19 protein-coding genes and 1 tRNA gene are annotated in these 15,218 nt (G+C 70.9%); 13 read left to right on the forward strand and 7 right to left on the reverse strand.

Going from position 1 to position 15,218, the window contains the following annotated elements; translation table 11 throughout:
* Positions 1-71: 71 nt before the first annotated feature.
* Positions 72-455, reverse strand: coding sequence for a DUF6344 domain-containing protein (locus ACWEEU_RS02580; protein WP_451727685.1), 384 nt, complete (start codon positions 453-455; stop codon positions 72-74).
* Between the two features lie 370 nt (positions 456-825).
* Between ACWEEU_RS02580 and ACWEEU_RS02585 the strand changes: the two genes are divergently transcribed.
* Positions 826-954 (forward strand): DLW-39 family protein, encoded by a 129-nt coding sequence (locus ACWEEU_RS02585; RefSeq protein ID WP_003999697.1) that lies wholly within the window; start codon positions 826-828, stop codon positions 952-954.
* Positions 955-1,159: 205 nt separating this feature from the next.
* A complete protein-coding gene (locus ACWEEU_RS02590) occupies positions 1,160-2,584 on the forward strand; it encodes a hypothetical protein (RefSeq protein ID WP_451727688.1) in 1,425 nt (474 codons plus the stop codon).
* Here the strand turns inward: ACWEEU_RS02590 and ACWEEU_RS02595 are convergent.
* Together ACWEEU_RS02595 and ACWEEU_RS02600 are read right to left on the reverse strand one after the other, a co-directional pair.
* Entirely contained in the window at positions 2,548-3,840 is a 1,293-nt protein-coding gene (locus ACWEEU_RS02595) for a serine/threonine-protein kinase (protein WP_385739146.1), read from the reverse strand. The two genes, ACWEEU_RS02590 and ACWEEU_RS02595, sit on opposite strands and share 37 nt — an antisense overlap.
* 79 nt (positions 3,841-3,919) lie before the next feature.
* Positions 3,920-4,471 carry a DNA-binding protein gene (locus tag ACWEEU_RS02600; protein WP_385739144.1) on the reverse strand — a complete coding sequence of 184 codons (552 nt, stop codon included), beginning with the start codon at positions 4,469-4,471 and terminating at the stop codon, positions 3,920-3,922.
* Positions 4,472-4,651: 180 nt separating this feature from the next.
* On the opposite strand from ACWEEU_RS02600, the gene ACWEEU_RS02605 reads away from it, so the two are divergent.
* A tRNA-Ala gene (locus tag ACWEEU_RS02605) sits at positions 4,652-4,724 on the forward strand.
* Between the two features lie 108 nt (positions 4,725-4,832).
* Here the strand turns inward: ACWEEU_RS02605 and ACWEEU_RS02610 are convergent.
* Positions 4,833-5,441 (reverse strand): TetR/AcrR family transcriptional regulator, encoded by a 609-nt coding sequence (locus ACWEEU_RS02610; RefSeq protein ID WP_385739141.1) that lies wholly within the window; start codon positions 5,439-5,441, stop codon positions 4,833-4,835.
* Positions 5,442-5,533: 92 nt separating this feature from the next.
* On the opposite strand from ACWEEU_RS02610, the gene ACWEEU_RS02615 reads away from it, so the two are divergent.
* Genes ACWEEU_RS02615 through ACWEEU_RS02625 form a run of 3 tightly spaced genes read left to right on the forward strand, consistent with a single transcriptional unit; the run spans position 5,534 to position 7,412 of the window.
* The gene (locus ACWEEU_RS02615; RefSeq protein ID WP_451727693.1) at positions 5,534-6,274 is read left to right on the forward strand and encodes an SDR family NAD(P)-dependent oxidoreductase; all 741 of its coding nucleotides are present in this window, start codon (positions 5,534-5,536) and stop codon (positions 6,272-6,274) included.
* A 15-nt stretch (positions 6,275-6,289) separates the two neighbouring features.
* Positions 6,290-6,682 carry an ester cyclase gene (locus tag ACWEEU_RS02620; protein ID WP_451727696.1) on the forward strand — a complete coding sequence of 131 codons (393 nt, stop codon included), beginning with the start codon at positions 6,290-6,292 and terminating at the stop codon, positions 6,680-6,682.
* Between the two features lie 43 nt (positions 6,683-6,725).
* Positions 6,726-7,412, forward strand: coding sequence for an SDR family NAD(P)-dependent oxidoreductase (locus ACWEEU_RS02625; protein WP_385739132.1), 687 nt, complete (start codon positions 6,726-6,728; stop codon positions 7,410-7,412).
* A gap of 119 nt (positions 7,413-7,531) precedes the next feature.
* On the opposite strand, the gene ACWEEU_RS02630 is transcribed toward ACWEEU_RS02625, so the two are convergent.
* Positions 7,532-8,233, reverse strand: coding sequence for a DUF5324 family protein (locus ACWEEU_RS02630; protein ID WP_385739129.1), 702 nt, complete (start codon positions 8,231-8,233; stop codon positions 7,532-7,534).
* A 319-nt stretch (positions 8,234-8,552) separates the two neighbouring features.
* Between ACWEEU_RS02630 and ACWEEU_RS02635 the strand changes: the two genes are divergently transcribed.
* Together ACWEEU_RS02635 and ACWEEU_RS02640 are read left to right on the forward strand one after the other, a co-directional pair.
* Positions 8,553-9,128, forward strand: a complete 576-nt coding sequence (locus ACWEEU_RS02635) for a peptidylprolyl isomerase (protein ID WP_385739126.1) — start codon at positions 8,553-8,555, stop codon at positions 9,126-9,128.
* A 130-nt stretch (positions 9,129-9,258) separates the two neighbouring features.
* Complete coding sequence (locus ACWEEU_RS02640; protein WP_451727701.1) at positions 9,259-10,161, forward strand: rhomboid family intramembrane serine protease; 903 nt, start codon at positions 9,259-9,261, stop codon at positions 10,159-10,161.
* 275 nt (positions 10,162-10,436) lie between these two features.
* On the opposite strand, the gene crgA is transcribed toward ACWEEU_RS02640, so the two are convergent.
* Entirely contained in the window at positions 10,437-10,691 is a 255-nt protein-coding gene (gene crgA / locus ACWEEU_RS02645; RefSeq protein ID WP_199581577.1) for a cell division protein CrgA, read from the reverse strand.
* Between the two features lie 151 nt (positions 10,692-10,842).
* Between crgA and ACWEEU_RS02650 the strand changes: the two genes are divergently transcribed.
* The 5 genes from ACWEEU_RS02650 (at position 10,843) to ACWEEU_RS02670 (ending at position 14,520) form a co-directional block, all read left to right on the forward strand.
* Positions 10,843-11,628, forward strand: coding sequence for a DUF881 domain-containing protein (locus ACWEEU_RS02650; RefSeq protein ID WP_385739120.1), 786 nt, complete (start codon positions 10,843-10,845; stop codon positions 11,626-11,628).
* A gap of 190 nt (positions 11,629-11,818) precedes the next feature.
* Positions 11,819-12,001 carry a hypothetical protein gene (locus tag ACWEEU_RS02655; RefSeq protein ID WP_199581873.1) on the forward strand — a complete coding sequence of 61 codons (183 nt, stop codon included), beginning with the start codon at positions 11,819-11,821 and terminating at the stop codon, positions 11,999-12,001.
* A complete protein-coding gene (locus tag ACWEEU_RS02660; RefSeq protein WP_385739117.1) occupies positions 11,998-12,639 on the forward strand; it encodes an aminodeoxychorismate/anthranilate synthase component II in 642 nt (213 codons plus the stop codon). The genes ACWEEU_RS02655 and ACWEEU_RS02660 overlap by 4 nt, the downstream gene beginning before the upstream one ends.
* Positions 12,636-13,742 (forward strand): class E sortase, encoded by a 1,107-nt coding sequence (locus ACWEEU_RS02665; protein ID WP_451727706.1) that lies wholly within the window; start codon positions 12,636-12,638, stop codon positions 13,740-13,742. The genes ACWEEU_RS02660 and ACWEEU_RS02665 overlap by 4 nt, the downstream gene beginning before the upstream one ends.
* A gap of 31 nt (positions 13,743-13,773) precedes the next feature.
* Positions 13,774-14,520, forward strand: a complete 747-nt coding sequence (locus ACWEEU_RS02670) for a class E sortase (RefSeq protein ID WP_385739111.1) — start codon at positions 13,774-13,776, stop codon at positions 14,518-14,520.
* Positions 14,521-14,523: 3 nt separating this feature from the next.
* Here ACWEEU_RS02670 and ACWEEU_RS02675 read toward each other — a convergent pair whose 3' ends face one another.
* Positions 14,524-15,198 carry a restriction endonuclease gene (locus ACWEEU_RS02675; RefSeq protein ID WP_451727709.1) on the reverse strand — a complete coding sequence of 225 codons (675 nt, stop codon included), beginning with the start codon at positions 15,196-15,198 and terminating at the stop codon, positions 14,524-14,526.
* Between the last annotated feature and the right edge of the window lie 20 nt (positions 15,199-15,218).

Below are 15,218 nucleotides of genomic sequence, written 5' to 3' on the forward strand. Positions count from 1 at the left end.
CGCATCGACGGTCGCGTACGCAAGTCGCCGGGTGTCGAGACGTCAGCGGTTCTGTGGGACCGAGGGGTTCCTCAGCAGTCGAGCTGCTGGGTGTGGCGGTCGCCGCTCTCCGTCTGTTCCGGGACGTACAGCCGGTGCGGGATCTTCGTCACGGTGTCACCGGTGGTGCGGGAGCGGCTCCGGCAGTGGGGCGACTTTCCGTGGGCCTCGGCCCGGATGCGCTGCTTCATCGTGGGGGGCAGGGTTCTGGCGTGGGGCCAGATCCTGTGCTGTGCCGCCGTGGTGGTCGTCGGCGCCGTGTGGTGCTCGGTGCTCCGGCTCGGGCTCTCGGTCGGGCTTCCGGTCCGGGCGGCCGCCGTCGGGGCGGTCGCGGTGGCGAGTCCGAGCGCCGTGCACAGCGCCAGGAAGGCGGTGACGAACGCGGTCCACAGCTTCATGACCTTGGTGCGGGCCATGTCCCCTCACTTTCGGGTTGGGCGATTTGCGTACTTTCCTCATGATGTGTATGAGCGACCCGAAGTGGTGGACCTCGCGCCGTGGCGCGTCGATGTTCAGATGAACACCACACGGATGGCCGCAAGAGCCCGGATAACCCCGCAAAACCAGGTGATGAGAATGAAGTGGGAGAAAACTGACCGTGCGCGCGGGTGTGAGCGCCCTTGTGGTCACCCTCCGGACGAGCGCCCTTCCGCTCGGCTATCGCGGGCGGGGAAGCGGGAGTTGAGGCGTGCGACAGCCCCCGACGCAGGTCACCGATCGATATCGGCCGGTGTGTATAGTCGGGCGCCAGAGGTCCCCAACGCCAAGGAAAGACGAGGTCGCGCGGTGAAGAAGCTGCTCCTGGTCGCACTGGCCGCCATCGGCGGTCTCCTCGTGTACCGCCAGATCCAGGCGGATCGCGCCGAGCAGGACCTGTGGACGGAGGCCACCGACTCCGTGCCCACGGGTTCCTGACTCCGGCACCACGATCTGAACCGAACCCCGGCCGCCCCGAGCGACCGGGGTTCCGCGTTGTCCGGGGGCGGCCGTCTCCGGTTGCCGGGCTCCGGAGGCTGGTGTAGGCCCGCGGGGACGCCCCGGACCTTTCGGACAGCCGCGTGGAATGCCCGGATGGAGCAAGGGCCCCCGGTGCAGGATGGGCCCAGGCGTGGTGCGGACGATGCGGGAGGGACCGGGGGTGTCCATGCGGGGGCGAGGACGCGCGGGGCGGGTACTGCGGAGGTTCACCACCGCACGGGCGCGACGGCCGTCGTCGGCGCCGGCACCGGGCCCCCGGACCGGCCGGCAGCGCCACCTCCCCCGCCGCACCGCCGCCCTCTTCGCCGCGAGCCTCCTGTGCGTCCTGGCCGTCACCCCGGCCGGGACCGCCGAAGCCGCACCGTCCACACCCCGGCCGTACGCCTTTGCCACCGGCGCCGAGTCTGTGTCGGGCGAACCCGGCATCTCCGCGGCGCGGCCGCTGACGGCGGGCCACACCTACCGCAGCTCACTCTCCGCCCACGGAAAGCTTTACTACCGCCTCGACCTCACCGCGAAGGCCACCGCCTACGTCCCCGTCACCGCCGTCCCCCCGGCGGGCACCCCCGTCGCCTCCACCGACGGCATCCGGGTCTCGCTCCGCGACACCGACGGCAACGCCTGCTCCTACGCCTCCGCCACCATCGGCGCCGCCCTCAGCCCGCGGCCCGTGACCGCGCTCGCCCAGCGCGACACCGGCCGGACCCTGTGCGCGGGTGCGGGGACGTACTACCTGCTCGTCGAGCGCCTGGACAGCGGGGGCTCCGGATCCGGCCGGACCTGGGACCTGGAGATCGCGCCCGTCACGGAGTCCCGCCCGACTACGGCCGGCCCCACCACCCCGCCCGCCACCTGGGACTCCGCCACGCCCCGGCCGCCCGTCGGCACCGCCCGCACCCGGTCGGGCGGAGCCGGATTCGCCACCGCGCGCCCGCTGGGCGAGGGCATCTGGCGCACCCGTGCCGCCCCCGGCACCACCCTCTTCTACGCGGTGCCCGTCGGCTGGGGGCAGCAGCTCCACGCCACCGCCGAACTCGGCGCCGCGAGCGGCAGCGGCTACGTCGGCGGCGCCCTGGACCTCGCCCTGCACAACCCCGCGCGCGGCCGCGTCGAGGACGCCTCCCTCGGCTTCACCGGCACCCCCCGCACCGCCGCCCTGCCGCCCGTGCCGCCCGTGGCGTACGCCAACCGCTACGCGGTCGCCGACGACGAGAACACCGTGCGCTTCGCCGGCCGGTACTACCTGGTCGTCCACGTCAGTTCGCGCCTGGCCGACAGCTTCGGGCCCGGTCCCTACGAGGTGACGCTGACCGTGCAACTCGACGGCCACCCGCACGACGGGCCCCGGTACGCCGGGAAGTCGGTGCCGGACGGCCTTTTCGAGGTCAGCTCCCAGGACTGGCACGACGCGATCACCGACGAGAGCGGGGACGACGGCACCACGATGCGTCTCCTCGCGGCCGGGGGCATCGGCACCGGGACCGCGCTGCTGCTCGGCCTCGGCGCCTGGACTCTGGCCGCCCGCCGGGCTCAGATCCGTACCAGCGCCCAGAAGCCGACGGCGTAGCAGGCCAGCGCGAGCAGCACGACGGGGACGGCCACCTTGGCCGGAGGACCCGGGCGGCGGCGGGAGTGGCGGTGAGAGGTCGCGCGGTGACCCTGCGCGGTGTACGGGGCGGTCGGGGGTTCGGCTGGAGGAGCGACGGTCGGGGCTTCGCCGGCCGGAGCGGGGGGTGCGGACACCGACCGCGGCACGGGGGTGCCGGACGCTTCCCGGGGAGCGGGGGGAGGCAGATGGAAGCTTCCGGTGTCGGACATGGCGGGGTGGACGGTGCGGGGGTCGGGTGGGGGAGGCGGGTACTGACGTGCAGCGTCCGGGCCCACCACCTCCGGGCGTCCAGCATCGGGACGCACGGCGTCGGGCCGTACCCCGGAGGCCCGCTTGGCCGGACCGTCCGGTCCGAACCCGTCCGGCAGTGGCCCGAGTTGGTCGAAGATCTCGACCGGTTCATCGTCGGGACCGGCTTCCGGCAGGAGTTCGACGGCAGAGGCGAGCGCTTTGCGCACCCCCGTCGCCGAGCGGAACCTGGCCCCCGGATCGGGCTGGAGAAGACCCGCCACGACCTGCCACAACGGCTCGGGGATCCGTGCGGGCGCACTCGGCGTGCCGTGCTCCATGAAGTACCGCACGATCGCCTTGGCGTCCGGCTTGGCGCCCTCCAGCAGGTACAGGGCGACGAGCCCCACCGCGAACAGGTCGGCCGGGAAGTCCGGGTCGCCGCCCAGCATCTGTTCGGGCGCCAGATAGCCCGGGGTGCCGACCACGAGGTCGGTCTCCGTCAGCCGGGGTTCGCCCAGGCGCATCGCGATGCCGAAGTCGGAAAGGCGCAGCCGGGGGCGGCCGGTGCCGGTCGCCTCGAGCAGGATGTTGGCGGGCTTGACGTCCCGGTGCACCACGCCCTCGGCGTGGACGGCGGCGAGGCCGGACAGCAGCTGGTCGAGCAGCTCGCACACGAAGCGGGGCGGCAGCGGGCCGTAGTCGTTGACCAGGTGCACCAGCGACCCGCCGGAGACCAGGTCCATCGTGAACAGCACCTGGTCGTCGTCGGCCGCCCAGCTCGCCGGAGCCAGGACGTGCGGGTGATCGATACGCAGGGCCTGTTCGCGGACGAATCGCAGCAGGGCGTGGGCGTCGCGCTGCTGGAGCACCTTCGCGGCCACGTAACGCCGCCGCCGGTGGTCCCAGGCGCGCCATACGGCGCCCACACCGCCGCGCCCGATCGGGTCGGCCAGCTCGTACCGGCCGCCGAACACCTCACCCATGCGTGCGGCTCCTCCCCCTGGTCCGGTGCGCCGTCCGGTCCGCGTCCCGACCCCCACCGGGACGCGCGCCGGGCGGCGGTCAGCTCTGGTGGGACTGGTAGTGCGCGACCGCCTCGGAGGTGCGTCCCGCGCCGTAGACCCGGAGGAACTCTGCCAGCTCGGGGTGGGCCGGGGCGATGCTTTCTGCGGCCTCGATGATGTCGCCCGCGGCGGCCACGGAGCGCAGCAGCGACTGGATCTCGCGGACGACGCGCTTGACGGTCGGCGCGCCCGAACTGTTCGTCGTCTGCGCGGTGTTGTTGCTGAGCACGGAGCCGCCCTGGGATTTCTTGATCTCGTCCATCCGCTCGGTCGCCTCGGCCGCGCTCACGCTGCCGTCCGCGACCTGTGCGGCCAGTTCCTGAAGGAGCTGCACCCGCTGGACCACCGCAGGATTGCCGATCTTCGCGCGCTGGCCGCTCATGAGCTGCGACAGCATCGGAGCGGACAGGCCGAGAGCCGCCGCCAGCCGGGCCTGGTTGAGCCCGAGATCCTCGATGAGCTTACGGAAGAGCGCCCCCAGCGGCTCCCCGTACCAGTTCCGCTGCAGCTCCCGCGCTCTCGCGGTCGCTTCCTGCTGTGCGGCGTCCATTGCGTCTCCCCATCGCTTCCCCATTGAACCGCGGTTCGCTCACGCGAACCTTGTCGAGCATCCTACGGAGCGTGTTCGGACGGGGGGAGCCCCAAAGTTTTTGCCGGATACCCGGGGTGACCCGGTACTCTGGTCTGCGGCGACCGCCGGGAGACCTTCTCCGGCCGGACGCTGCTGCACGGGGCCTTAGCTCAGTTGGTAGAGCGCCGTCTTTGCATGGCGGATGTCAGGGGTTCGACTCCCCTAGGCTCCACACCCCGAGAGCCCCCCTGACCTGCGGAAACGCGGGTCAGGGGGGCTCTTCGCGTTCACAACGTCGGCACGGTGCCGGCGTCGTGCCGGCGCCGTGCCGACGCCTTGCTCAGCGCAGCGGCCAGGTGCGCAGGGCGGCATCGGCCAGTTCCTGGAGTTCCTCGCGGCAGACACCGCTCGCGGCCTGGACCGCGATGCCGTAGGCGACGGTGGTGACGTAACGGGCCAGCAGGCCCGGGTCGGTGTCGGCGGGCAGGTCGCCCTCCTCGACGGCTCGCCGGAAGCGCTGCTCGAGGCAGCGGTAGCCGTTGTCGCGCCAGGAGACGAGGAGGTCGCGGACCTCCTCCCCGGAGTGACTGGTGGTCAGGGCGCCGGAGACGCCCAGGCAGCCCTGCGGGTGGGACGGGCGGGTGGTGGTGCGCACCGCGCCGGCCAGGACCGCGGTGGCGACACCGAGGGCGGTCGGCTCCTCCACGGCCCGGACCAGATAGGCGCTCGGGCCCTCCGTGTAGCGCTCCAGGGCCCGGCGGAACAACTGCTCCTTGTTGCCGAAGGCCGCGTACATGCTCGTGGTGGAGATGCCCATCGCCTTCGCCAGACCGGCGGTGCTGGCCCCCTCGTAGCCGTGCCGCCAGAAGAACAGCATGGCGCGCTCAAGGGCTTCGTCGGCGTCGAATCCCCGTGGTCGGCCGACGGGGCTGGTCCGTTTCGTCTCCACGATCCCAGCCTACTGCTTCCGCATCGATCGCTACAGAAGTGTTACGGTGGAATTCTGTAGCGATTGATGCGGAATTCGAGGAGCTGTTCGTCATGGGGCTGCTGGACGGAAAGACCGCTCTCGTCACCGGCGCCAGTACCGGAATCGGCCTGGCCAGCGCCGTACGGCTGGCGGCGGAGGGCGCGCACGTGTTCATCACCGGCCGACGCAAGGCCGAGCTCGACGCGGCAGCCGAGGCGATCGGCCCGGCCGCCACCCCGGTGGTCGGCGACATCGCGGACCTCGCCGACCCGGACCGCCTCTACGACGCGGTCCGCGCCCGGGGACAGGGTCTGGACGTCCTGTTCGCGAACGCCTCCATCGCCTCGCTCGTGCCGCTCGCGGAGGCCACCGAGGAGCACGTCGACACCCTCTTCGGCATCAACGTCCGCGGCACGCTGTTCACCGTGCAGAAGGCGCTGCCCCTGCTCAACGACGGGGCGTCCGTCATCCTGAACGGCTCCACCACCGTGGACACCGGCGACGAGGGGATGGGCGTGTACGCGGCGACCAAGGCCGCCACCCGCTCGCTCGCCCGGACGTGGGCCAACGAACTCAAGGGGCGCGGCATCCGCGTCAACACGGTCACGCCCGGCCCGACCGACACTCCCGCGCTGTCGGGGCTCACCACCACCCCGGAGGAGTTCAAGCGGCAACTGGCGGCACGCGTCCCGCTGGGCCGGCTCGCCCGCCCGGAGGAGACCGCCGCGGCGGTGGCCTTCCTCGCCTCCGGCCAGAGCAGCTTCATCACCGGCTCCAGCCTGTACGTCGACGGCGGCATGAACCAGATCTGAGCGGAGAGGGCCCTCATGTCCGACAGCGATCTGCGCGCGTTCTACCTGCGCTACATCGACGCGCTCAACGCCCACGAGTTCGACGGCATGGACGAGTTCATCGCCGACCGCATCACCCTGAACGGGGAGCCGGCCGCCCGTGCCGACGTCCTCGCGGTGCAGCAGCGCGACGTGGACGCGGTTCCGGACCTCCACTGGGAGCTCGAGGAACTGCTCTTCGACGGCGACCGGCTGGCCGCACGACTCGTCAACACGGGTACGCCGGTGAAGGAGTGGCTCGGCGTGACTCCCACCGGCGCCTCCTTCGAGATCACCGAATACGCCGTCTACCAGGTCCGCGACGGGCGGTTCGTGCACATGACCGCGCTGCACGACGCGGGCGAACTCCGCCGCCGGCTGACCCGTTGATCCCCGGCAACGGCCCTGCCGGGCCGCCTTCGAGAGGACGTTCATGACCATCACACTGATCACCGGAGCCAACAAGGGCATCGGCTACGAGACGGCCAGGCAGCTCCTGGCGGCGGGCCACGTCGTCTACGTCGGAGCGCGCGACGCCGACCGGGGCGAGAAGGCCGCGGCGGCGCTCGGCGCGCGCTTCGTCCAGCTCGACGTGACAGACGACGCGTCCGTGCGCGACGCGCTGCGGAGGATCGACGCGGAGGAGGGCCGCCTCGACGTCCTGGTGAACAACGCGGGCATTCTGGCGGAGGGAACGATCGACGGACCCGCCGCCCTGAGGGCCTTCGACACCAACGCGGTGGGCGTCGTGCGCGTCACGGAGGCGGCGCTGCCCCTCCTGCGCAGGTCCTCGAACCCCGTCGTCGTCAACGTGTCGAGCAGCGCCGGTTCGTTCTGGGCGGTGACCAACCCGGACCGGCTGGAGTCCACCCTGCCGCTGACGCTGTACTCCGCCTCCAAGGCCGCGGCCACCATGCTGACGGTCCAGTACGCCAAGGCGTATCCGGGCATCAAGTTCAACGCGGTCGAGCCCGGCCCCACCGCGACCGACATGACCGCGGCGTTCGGCATCGGGAGGGAGCCGGAGGCGAGTGCCCGGGTCGTCGTGCGGCTGGCGACGCTCGGCGCGGACGGCCCGACGGGGACCTTCCAGGACGAGAACGGGGAACTGCCCTGGTAGTCACCGGCACATGGCGGTCGCCGGACGCCTCACGCGCACGGGACCGCCCACAGGGCGAGGGGCAGGCGGTGCGCAACCCGCCTGCCCCCGCGGCCCGCTGACGACGGCCGAGCCGGTCGTCACCTGTTCTCGTCGCCGTTGGACGAGTCCTCCTCGTTCTGCTTCGCGCGGACCTCGGGGTCCAGGGGAGAGGTGCCGGTGCCGTCCACCGAGTGCAGGCGGGCGGCGTCGGGCATCTCGGTGGCGGCGGGGGGCTCGACCAGCCAGTCGGGGTTGGCCTGCTTGTCCCACCACTTCCACACGGCCAGCGCGGTGCCGGCGACGATGCTGGCCAGGGCCGCGTACTTCAGCACGCTGCGGGCCGTGCCGCGGCGCTCGTTGCGGCGGGCCAGCTTCTTGATCTGCTTGGCGGAGACATTGCCGCGCAGCGCGACCAGGGCGGCGGCACCGCGCGTCGCGGCCTCGTCGTAGACCGGCGCGGCCGCGGCCACGGCCTGCTCGATCCTCGGACGCGAGTACTCCGCCGCCTGCTTGGCGGCCTTGCGGGTGCGCTCCGCGGCGTCCTGGGCGGCCTGGTCGACCTTCGGCGGGACATGGGCGCGGGCCTGCTCAAGACGCGGGGCGAGCAGCGCGTCGTACTGCACGCGGGCCTGGTCGGCGGCCTGGGACATCACGGGCGCGAGGCGTACGCGTGCCTCCTGCGCGTAGTACGCGGCACGCTCCTTGGCCGTGTCGGCGTAGGGCGCCACCACGTCCGCGGCGTGCAGCACGCTGTCCTTCGCCGAGCCGGTCGCGGCGCGCACGCTCTCGATGCGGGTCACGGGAACCTCCTCCTCGGTGGCGGTACGGTATGTCGACTGTCCACCCTGTTACGGATCATGCCTGTCCGGGGCTCGCACGGCATGTGCGAGCGGGCATACGGGTGCCGATCGCTTCACACGTACGGAAATCCGGGCAACGGCCCCACCGCCGACCCTGCCACGAATCCCCGCCGCGCGCCGCTCTCCGCGGCGAACCGGTGGCAGTACGGCGCGGAACTCGTGGCCGTCCGGGGGTCGCCCGCCCACGGCGTGCGACGATCGAAGCCTTTCCGGGAATGACGACGGAAACGAACGACGGAAGCAACAGGGAAGGCACCCCGTGGCCGAGCAGCTCTACGCCACTTTCAAGACGGATCGCGGCGACATCAGGGTCCGGCTGTTCCCGCACCACGCCCCGGCCACCGTCAGAAACTTCGTCGAACTCGCCCAGGGCGAGCGCGCCTGGAAGAACCCCGAGACCGGCGCGGAGAGCACGGACCCGCTCTATGACGGAACGGTCTTCCACCGGGTGATCAGCGGCTTCATGATCCAGGGCGGTGATCCGCTCGGCACCGGCATCGGCGGCCCCGGCTACCAGTTCCCGGACGAGTTCCACCCCGACCTGTCCTTCGGCCGCCCCTATCTCCTCGCCATGGCCAACGCCGGGCCGGGCACCAACGGCTCGCAGTTCTTCATCACCGTCTCCCCGACCGTGTGGCTCAACCGCAAGCACACGATCTTCGGTGAGGTCGCCGACGCGGAGAGCCGCAAGGTGGTCGACACCATCGCGGCCGTGCCCACCGGGCGTGATCACCGGCCGGTGGAGGACGTGGTGATCCTGACCGTGGTCGTGGAGCGGACGGGGCAGGAGCGGGGAGAGGACCAGACGGGGAAGAACATGGAGACCGCCGGGTAGCCCGCCGAAGCCGGGCGGCGTGGAGGCGGGGACGAAAAACCCGCAGGGGAACCAAACGCCCCGCTCGTCCGTAAGGATGGGCAGGGCGGGGTATCGCCCGGTGATGTCCCGCGACGGACAAGGGGATCTCATGGACCAGGCCGCAGCCGGCGCCCGGGACGCCCGGAGCCTGCCCGCGTGCTACCGGCACCCGGACCGCGAGACCGGCGTGCGCTGCACCCGCTGCGACCGGCCGATCTGCCCGGAGTGCATGGTCGACGCCTCGGTCGGCTTCCACTGCCCCGAGTGCGTGCGCGGCACCGCGCACACCCCCGCTCCCGGCGCCGCCCACCCGGCTCCGCCCGCCGCCGCGCCCCGCACCCTCGCCGGAGGGCGGCACACCGCCGACCCCCGGCTCGTCACCAAGGTGCTCATCGGGCTGAACCTCGTCTTCTTCGTGATCCAGCAGGTCGTCGGGGGCGCCTTCACCAACCGCTTCGAGCTGATCGGCAACGCCCTCGTCCCGCAGCTCGGCGTCCAGGGTGTGGCGGACGGTCAGTACTACCGGCTGCTGACCGCGATGTTCCTGCACGGCGGCTTTCTGCACATCGCGTTCAACATGCTCAGCCTGTGGTGGATCGGCGGCCCGCTCGAAGCCGCCCTCGGCCGCGCCCGCTATCTCTCCCTCTACCTGGTCTCCGGACTCGCGGGCAGCGCGCTCAGCTATCTGATGGTCGCGCCCAACGAGCCCTCCCTGGGGGCCTCCGGCGCGATCTACGGCCTCTTCGGCGCCACCGTCGTCCTGGTGCGGCGGCTCAAGTACGACATGCGGCCGGTCATCGCGCTGCTGGTGGTCAACCTGATCATCACGTTCCAGGTCCCCGGTATCGCCTGGCAGGCCCACATCGGCGGCCTGGTCGCCGGTCTCGGCGTCGGCTACGCGATGATCCACGCCCCGCGCGACCGGCGGGCGCTGATCCAGTACGGCGCCTGCGCGCTGGTGCTCGTCGTGGTGGCGATTCTCACCCTGGTGAGAACGGCTCAGCTCACCTGATCCGAACCGTTGTCCACAGCGTGTGTGCGATCTTGTGCACAGCGTGCGGGAACAGGCGTGCCCCCTGTCGCTCGGATGAGTTCCCGCAGGTCAGACAGGGGGCAGCGGCAGTTCCGCAGCCGGTAGGGCAGTCACACCGGCGTCAACGATCGATGAGTTATCCACAGATCGTAGTTTCTTTTCCCCAGGCACATGTGGAAACTCTGCCCAAGGCTGTGGATAACTCAGTGAAGGGCCGTGGGCAGAGGTGCCCCGGGCCCCGTCGTGCGGCCCCGCTACTTCCACTGCGTGGAGACGCCGAACCCGGCCGCGATGAAGCCGAAGCCCACCACGATGTTCCAGTTGTCGAGGCTGTCGATCGGCAGCGAGCCGTCGGTCACGTAGAAGACCACGATCCACGCCAGGCCGATGAGGAACATGGCCAGCATCACGGGCGCGACCCAGGCGCTGTTGCCGATCTTGACAGCCTGCGCCTGCTTCACCGGCGGCGGCGTGTAGTCGGCCTTCTTGCGGATACGTGACTTCGGCACGAGGGTCTCTCCTGTCGATGCGCTGCGTGGCCGCGCAGGTAACGGGTCGGGCTCGGGGCAGCGTACAAGGGGACAGTAAGGGCACACTGAGCGCTCCCCCGGGCGTCCGTTAGCGTAGTGCTTCTACGGCGCCGAAGGAGATAAGGGTACGTTGAGCAATTCTGCCGACTCCCCCGGTACGGGATCAACGGGTCCGACCCGTCCCCGCGTGCGCCTCAAGCCGGTGCGGATCCTCACGGCGGGCGTTTTCGCCCTGGCCGGGCTGATCTTCTTCACCAGCTTCGACACCGCCAAGGGCACGGACATCCGCACCGACACCTCGCTGCTCAAGCTGTCCGACCTGATCCAGGAGCGCAGCCGCAAGAACAAGGGCCTCGACGAGTCGAACGCGACCCTGCGCGAGCGCGTGGAGTCCCTGGCCGAGAGCGACGACGGCAGCAGCCGCACCCAGGACCGGAAGCTCGGCGGGCTGGAGCGCGACGCGGGCACGCACGCGCTGACCGGCAAGGCGATCACCGTCACCCTGAACGACGCCCCGCCCAACGCCACCGCCAAGCTCCCCGGCTACCCCGAGCCGCAGCCCGACTACCTGGTGATCCACCAGCAGGACCTCCAGGCCGTGGTCAACGCCCTGTGGCACGGCGGCGCCCGGGGCATCAAGGTCATGGACCAGCGGCTGATCTCCACCAGCGCGGTGCGCTGCGTCGGCAACACCCTGATCCTCCAGGGCCGCGTCTACTCGCCCCCGTACAAGATCACGGCGGTCGGCGACCCGGAGCGGCTCAAGCAGGCGCTGGCCGACAGCAAGGCGATTCAGACGTACATGGTGTATGTCAACGTCTACGGTCTGGGCTGGCAGGTCGCGGACGACGGCGACGTGACCCTGCCCGGCTACACGGGCACCGTGGACCTGCACTACGCGCGGCCGGCGAAGTAGGAGCGTCACGGGAAGCTCCGGGAGCCGCTTCGTGAGAGATCGGCGAGGGGCGCCCCGAAACCCGTTCCGTCACACGTTGAGGTGATCGGCGCTGGGGCACGTAAGTCCGGGTGTCGACCCGGCCTGTGGACAACGGCCGGGAGGCCGTCCGGCGCCGTTAGTCTGGTGCCGTACGGCGTGAGTCTGTGCCGTGAGGAACGGAAGGGACGGCATGTACGGCTGGATCTGGCGGCATCTGCCGGGCAACACGTGGGTGAAGGCCCTGCTCTCACTCCTGCTCGCCCTGGCCGTGGTCTACGTCCTGTTCCAGTACGTGTTCCCGTGGGCCGAACCACTGCTGCCCTTCAACGATGTGACGGTGGACCACCAGTGAGCAGTGCGCGGATTCTCGTTGTCGACAACTACGACAGCTTCGTCTTCAACCTCGTCCAGTACCTCTACCAGCTCGGCGCCGAGTGCGAGGTGCTGCGCAACGACGAGGTGACCACGGCCCACGCCCAGGACGGCTTCGACGGTGTCCTGCTCTCGCCGGGTCCCGGCACGCCGGAGGAGGCGGGGGTGTGCGTGGACATGGTCCGGCACTGCGCCGCGACCGGTGTGCCGGTGTTCGGGGTGTGCCTGGGGATGCAGTCGATGCAGGTGGCGTACGGCGGAGTGGTCGACCGCGCGCCCGAGCTGCTGCACGGCAAGACCTCCCCGGTGCTCCACGGCGGCAAGGGCGTCTTCGCCGGGCTGCCGTCGCCCTTCACCGCGACCCGCTACCACTCGCTGGCCGCCGAGCCGGCCACCGTCCCGGCCGAGCTGGAGGTCACCGCCCGCACCGAGGACGGGATCGTCATGGGGCTGCGCCACCGGGAACTCCCGGTGGAGGGAGTGCAGTTCCATCCCGAGTCGGTGCTGACCGAGCACGGGCACCGGATGCTGGCCAACTGGCTGGCGGAGTGCGGCGACAGCGGTGCCGTGGCGAGGTCGGCGGGGCTCGCCCCGGTGGTGGGCAGGTCCACGGCGTGACCGCGCTGCGCCCCGAGCGCGAGGATGTGTACGGCGAGGCGCCGTACGGGTCCTACGGCCCGGTGTTCACGGGCGCGGGCGACCCGCCGACGGCCCGGATGCCGGCCGTGGACGGGCACGGGGGCGTGCCGGGGGGCGCGACGGAGCCGCCCTCCAGCGAGCAGACGATGGCGCTGCGGCTCCCCGGGACGCCTCCGGGCCCCGGGAGCGGCTCTGGGAGCGCCTCTGCGGGCGCTTCGGCCCGGTCGGGTGCCGCGGGTGCTCCGGGCGGCCGCGCGGCCCGCAGGAAGGCCGCCAAGCGCGGCGGCGGGCGGGGCGGCGGACGGCACGGTGGGGCCAAGGACACGGCGGACGCGGCCAGTTCGGCGGAGGCGGACTCCGGGCGGCCGCTGTCCCGGGTCGAGGCCCGGCGCCGGGCGCGGGCGCGCAAGCCCGGCGCGGCGGTCGTGGCGAGCCGGGCGATCGGCGAGGTCTTCATCACCACCGGTGTACTGATGCTGCTGTTCGTGACCTACCAGCTCTGGTGGACGAACGTGCGCGCGCACGCGCAGGCCGGCAGCGAGACGCATCAGCTCCAGGACGACTGGGCGAGCGGCAAGCGGGCGCCGGGCGTCTTCGAGCCCGGACAGGGCTTCGCGATCCTGCACATACCCAAGCTGGACGTGGTGGTGCCGATCGCCGAGGGCGTCAGCAACAAGCGGGTGCTCGACAAGGGAATGGTCGGGCACTACGGCGAGGCGCCGCTGAAGACCGCGATGCCGTACGACAAGTCGGGCAACTTCGGTCTGGCCGCGCACCGCAACACGCACGGTGAGCCGTTCCGGTACATCAACAAGCTCGTCGCGGGTGACCCGGTCGTCGTCGAGACACAGGACAAGTACTTCGTGTACAAGGTCACTTCGATGCTTCCGGTGACGCCGCCGTCCAACACCAGTGTGCTGGACGCGGTTCCCAAGGGGTCGGGTTTCACGGCGCCGGGCCGGTACATCACCCTCACCACGTGCACTCCGGAGTTCACCAGCAAGTACCGGCTGATCGTCTGGGGCAAGATGGTCGAGGAACGCCCGCGCAGCAAGGGCAAGCCGGACGCGCTCATCGAGTAGTCGAGCCGAGTCGAACAGGGGCAGAGGACGAGTGGCAGCGACCGCCGACGACACCGAAGAACACACGGACGCGTACGGCGCGGGCAGCGCCGAGCGCCGTCCCGGGCCTGTCGCCCTGGTGGTGAGCTTCTTCGGCGAAGTCCTCATGACGGTGGGCGTGGTCCTCGGACTGTTCGTCGTTTACTCCCTGTGGTGGACGAACGTCGTCGCGGACCGGCACGCCGACCGGCAGGCCGACAAGGTCCGCGACCACTGGGCCCGTTCGGCCGACACCGGTCCCGGCAAGCTCGACACCAAGGACGGCATCGGCTTCCTGCACGTCCCCTCGATGCACAACGGCGCGGTCCTGGTGGAGAAGGGCACCTCCACCGACGTCCTCGACGAAGGCGTGGCGGGCTACTACACCGACCCCGACAAGGCCGTCCTCCCCATGACGGGCAAGAAGGGCAACTTCACCCTCGCCGCCCACCGCGACGGCCACGGCGCCAAGTTCCACAACATCGACAAGGTCCGCGAGGGCGACCCGGTCGTCTTCGAGACCAAGGACGACTGGTACGTCTACAAGGTCTACGCGATCCTCCCGGAGACCTCGAAGTACAACGTCGACGTCATCGACCAGGTCCCCGAGGAATCCGGCAAGAAGAAGCCGGGCCACTACATCACCCTGACCACCTGCACCCCGGTCTACACCAGCCGCTACCGCTACGTGGTCTGGGGCGAACTGGAACGCGTCCAGAAGGTCGACAGCAAGCGCACGCCTCCGAAGGAACTCCGCTGACCCTCACCAGCTTTCCTGCAGCCGCCGCAGCCGCGCCGAGTGCAGCCTGAGCCGGTTCTCGATCCGCCGGACGTCGCCGTGCAGCGCGGTCAGCCGTCGGTGGTGCTCGCCCGAGGTCTCGATCAGGGCGTTGAACATCGGGACGACGGTGCGGCCGAGGACGTGGTGGACGCGCTGGTCGATGCGGGCGTCGAGGGCGGCCAGGGAGAGGATCTCGGGGGTCGCGGGCTCGGCCGGGTAGTCGGCGGATTCGTTCAGGAGTCCGGTGCGGGCCAGGTGCTCCATGTCGAGGAGATAGGTGCGCACCCGCCGTGCGACCCCGCTGTCGCGGAGCAGCATGGCGATGTTGAGGACGGTTCGGCGGGAGTAGAGGGTGAGGCTCCGGCGGGCCTGTGGATAACTTCCCTTCGAGAGTGACATGTTGTCACTCTCGAAATTCCGCAGGTCAGCGCCGCGCAGCACGGTCATGCCGTTGTTTCGGAGTTCCTGGTGGTGGCGCCGGACCAACTGCCGGACCACTTCGACACTCACCCCGAAGTACGTCGCCACCATCGCCGTCGTCACATGCAACCCGTCCGGCAGCAGCGCGAGTGTCTTCACCCGGTCCAGCACATCCGTGCGATCCAGCACGGAGCTGCGGAGGGCCCGGGACTCCAGGAGTGCGGTCTGATCAATCATGTCCTGTCAACGACCGACGC

The sequence above is a fragment of the Streptomyces sp. NPDC005004 genome (assembly GCF_053600675.1).

Coding starts and splice junctions, on each gene's coding strand:
- ACWEEU_RS02580 (WP_451727685.1), bottom strand. CDS start 455: ATGGCCCGCACCAAGGTCATGAAGCTGTGGACCGCGTTCGTCACCGCC.
- ACWEEU_RS02590 (WP_451727688.1), top strand. CDS start 1,160: ATGCGGGAGGGACCGGGGGTGTCCATGCGGGGGCGAGGACGCGCGGGG.
- ACWEEU_RS02595 (WP_385739146.1), bottom strand. CDS start 3,840: ATGGGTGAGGTGTTCGGCGGCCGGTACGAGCTGGCCGACCCGATCGGG.
- ACWEEU_RS02600 (WP_385739144.1), bottom strand. CDS start 4,471: ATGGACGCCGCACAGCAGGAAGCGACCGCGAGAGCGCGGGAGCTGCAG.
- ACWEEU_RS02615 (WP_451727693.1), top strand. CDS start 5,534: ATGGGGCTGCTGGACGGAAAGACCGCTCTCGTCACCGGCGCCAGTACC.
- ACWEEU_RS02620 (WP_451727696.1), top strand. CDS start 6,290: ATGTCCGACAGCGATCTGCGCGCGTTCTACCTGCGCTACATCGACGCG.
- ACWEEU_RS02625 (WP_385739132.1), top strand. CDS start 6,726: ATGACCATCACACTGATCACCGGAGCCAACAAGGGCATCGGCTACGAG.
- ACWEEU_RS02640 (WP_451727701.1), top strand. CDS start 9,259: ATGGACCAGGCCGCAGCCGGCGCCCGGGACGCCCGGAGCCTGCCCGCG.
- ACWEEU_RS02675 (WP_451727709.1), bottom strand. CDS start 15,198: ATGATTGATCAGACCGCACTCCTGGAGTCCCGGGCCCTCCGCAGCTCC.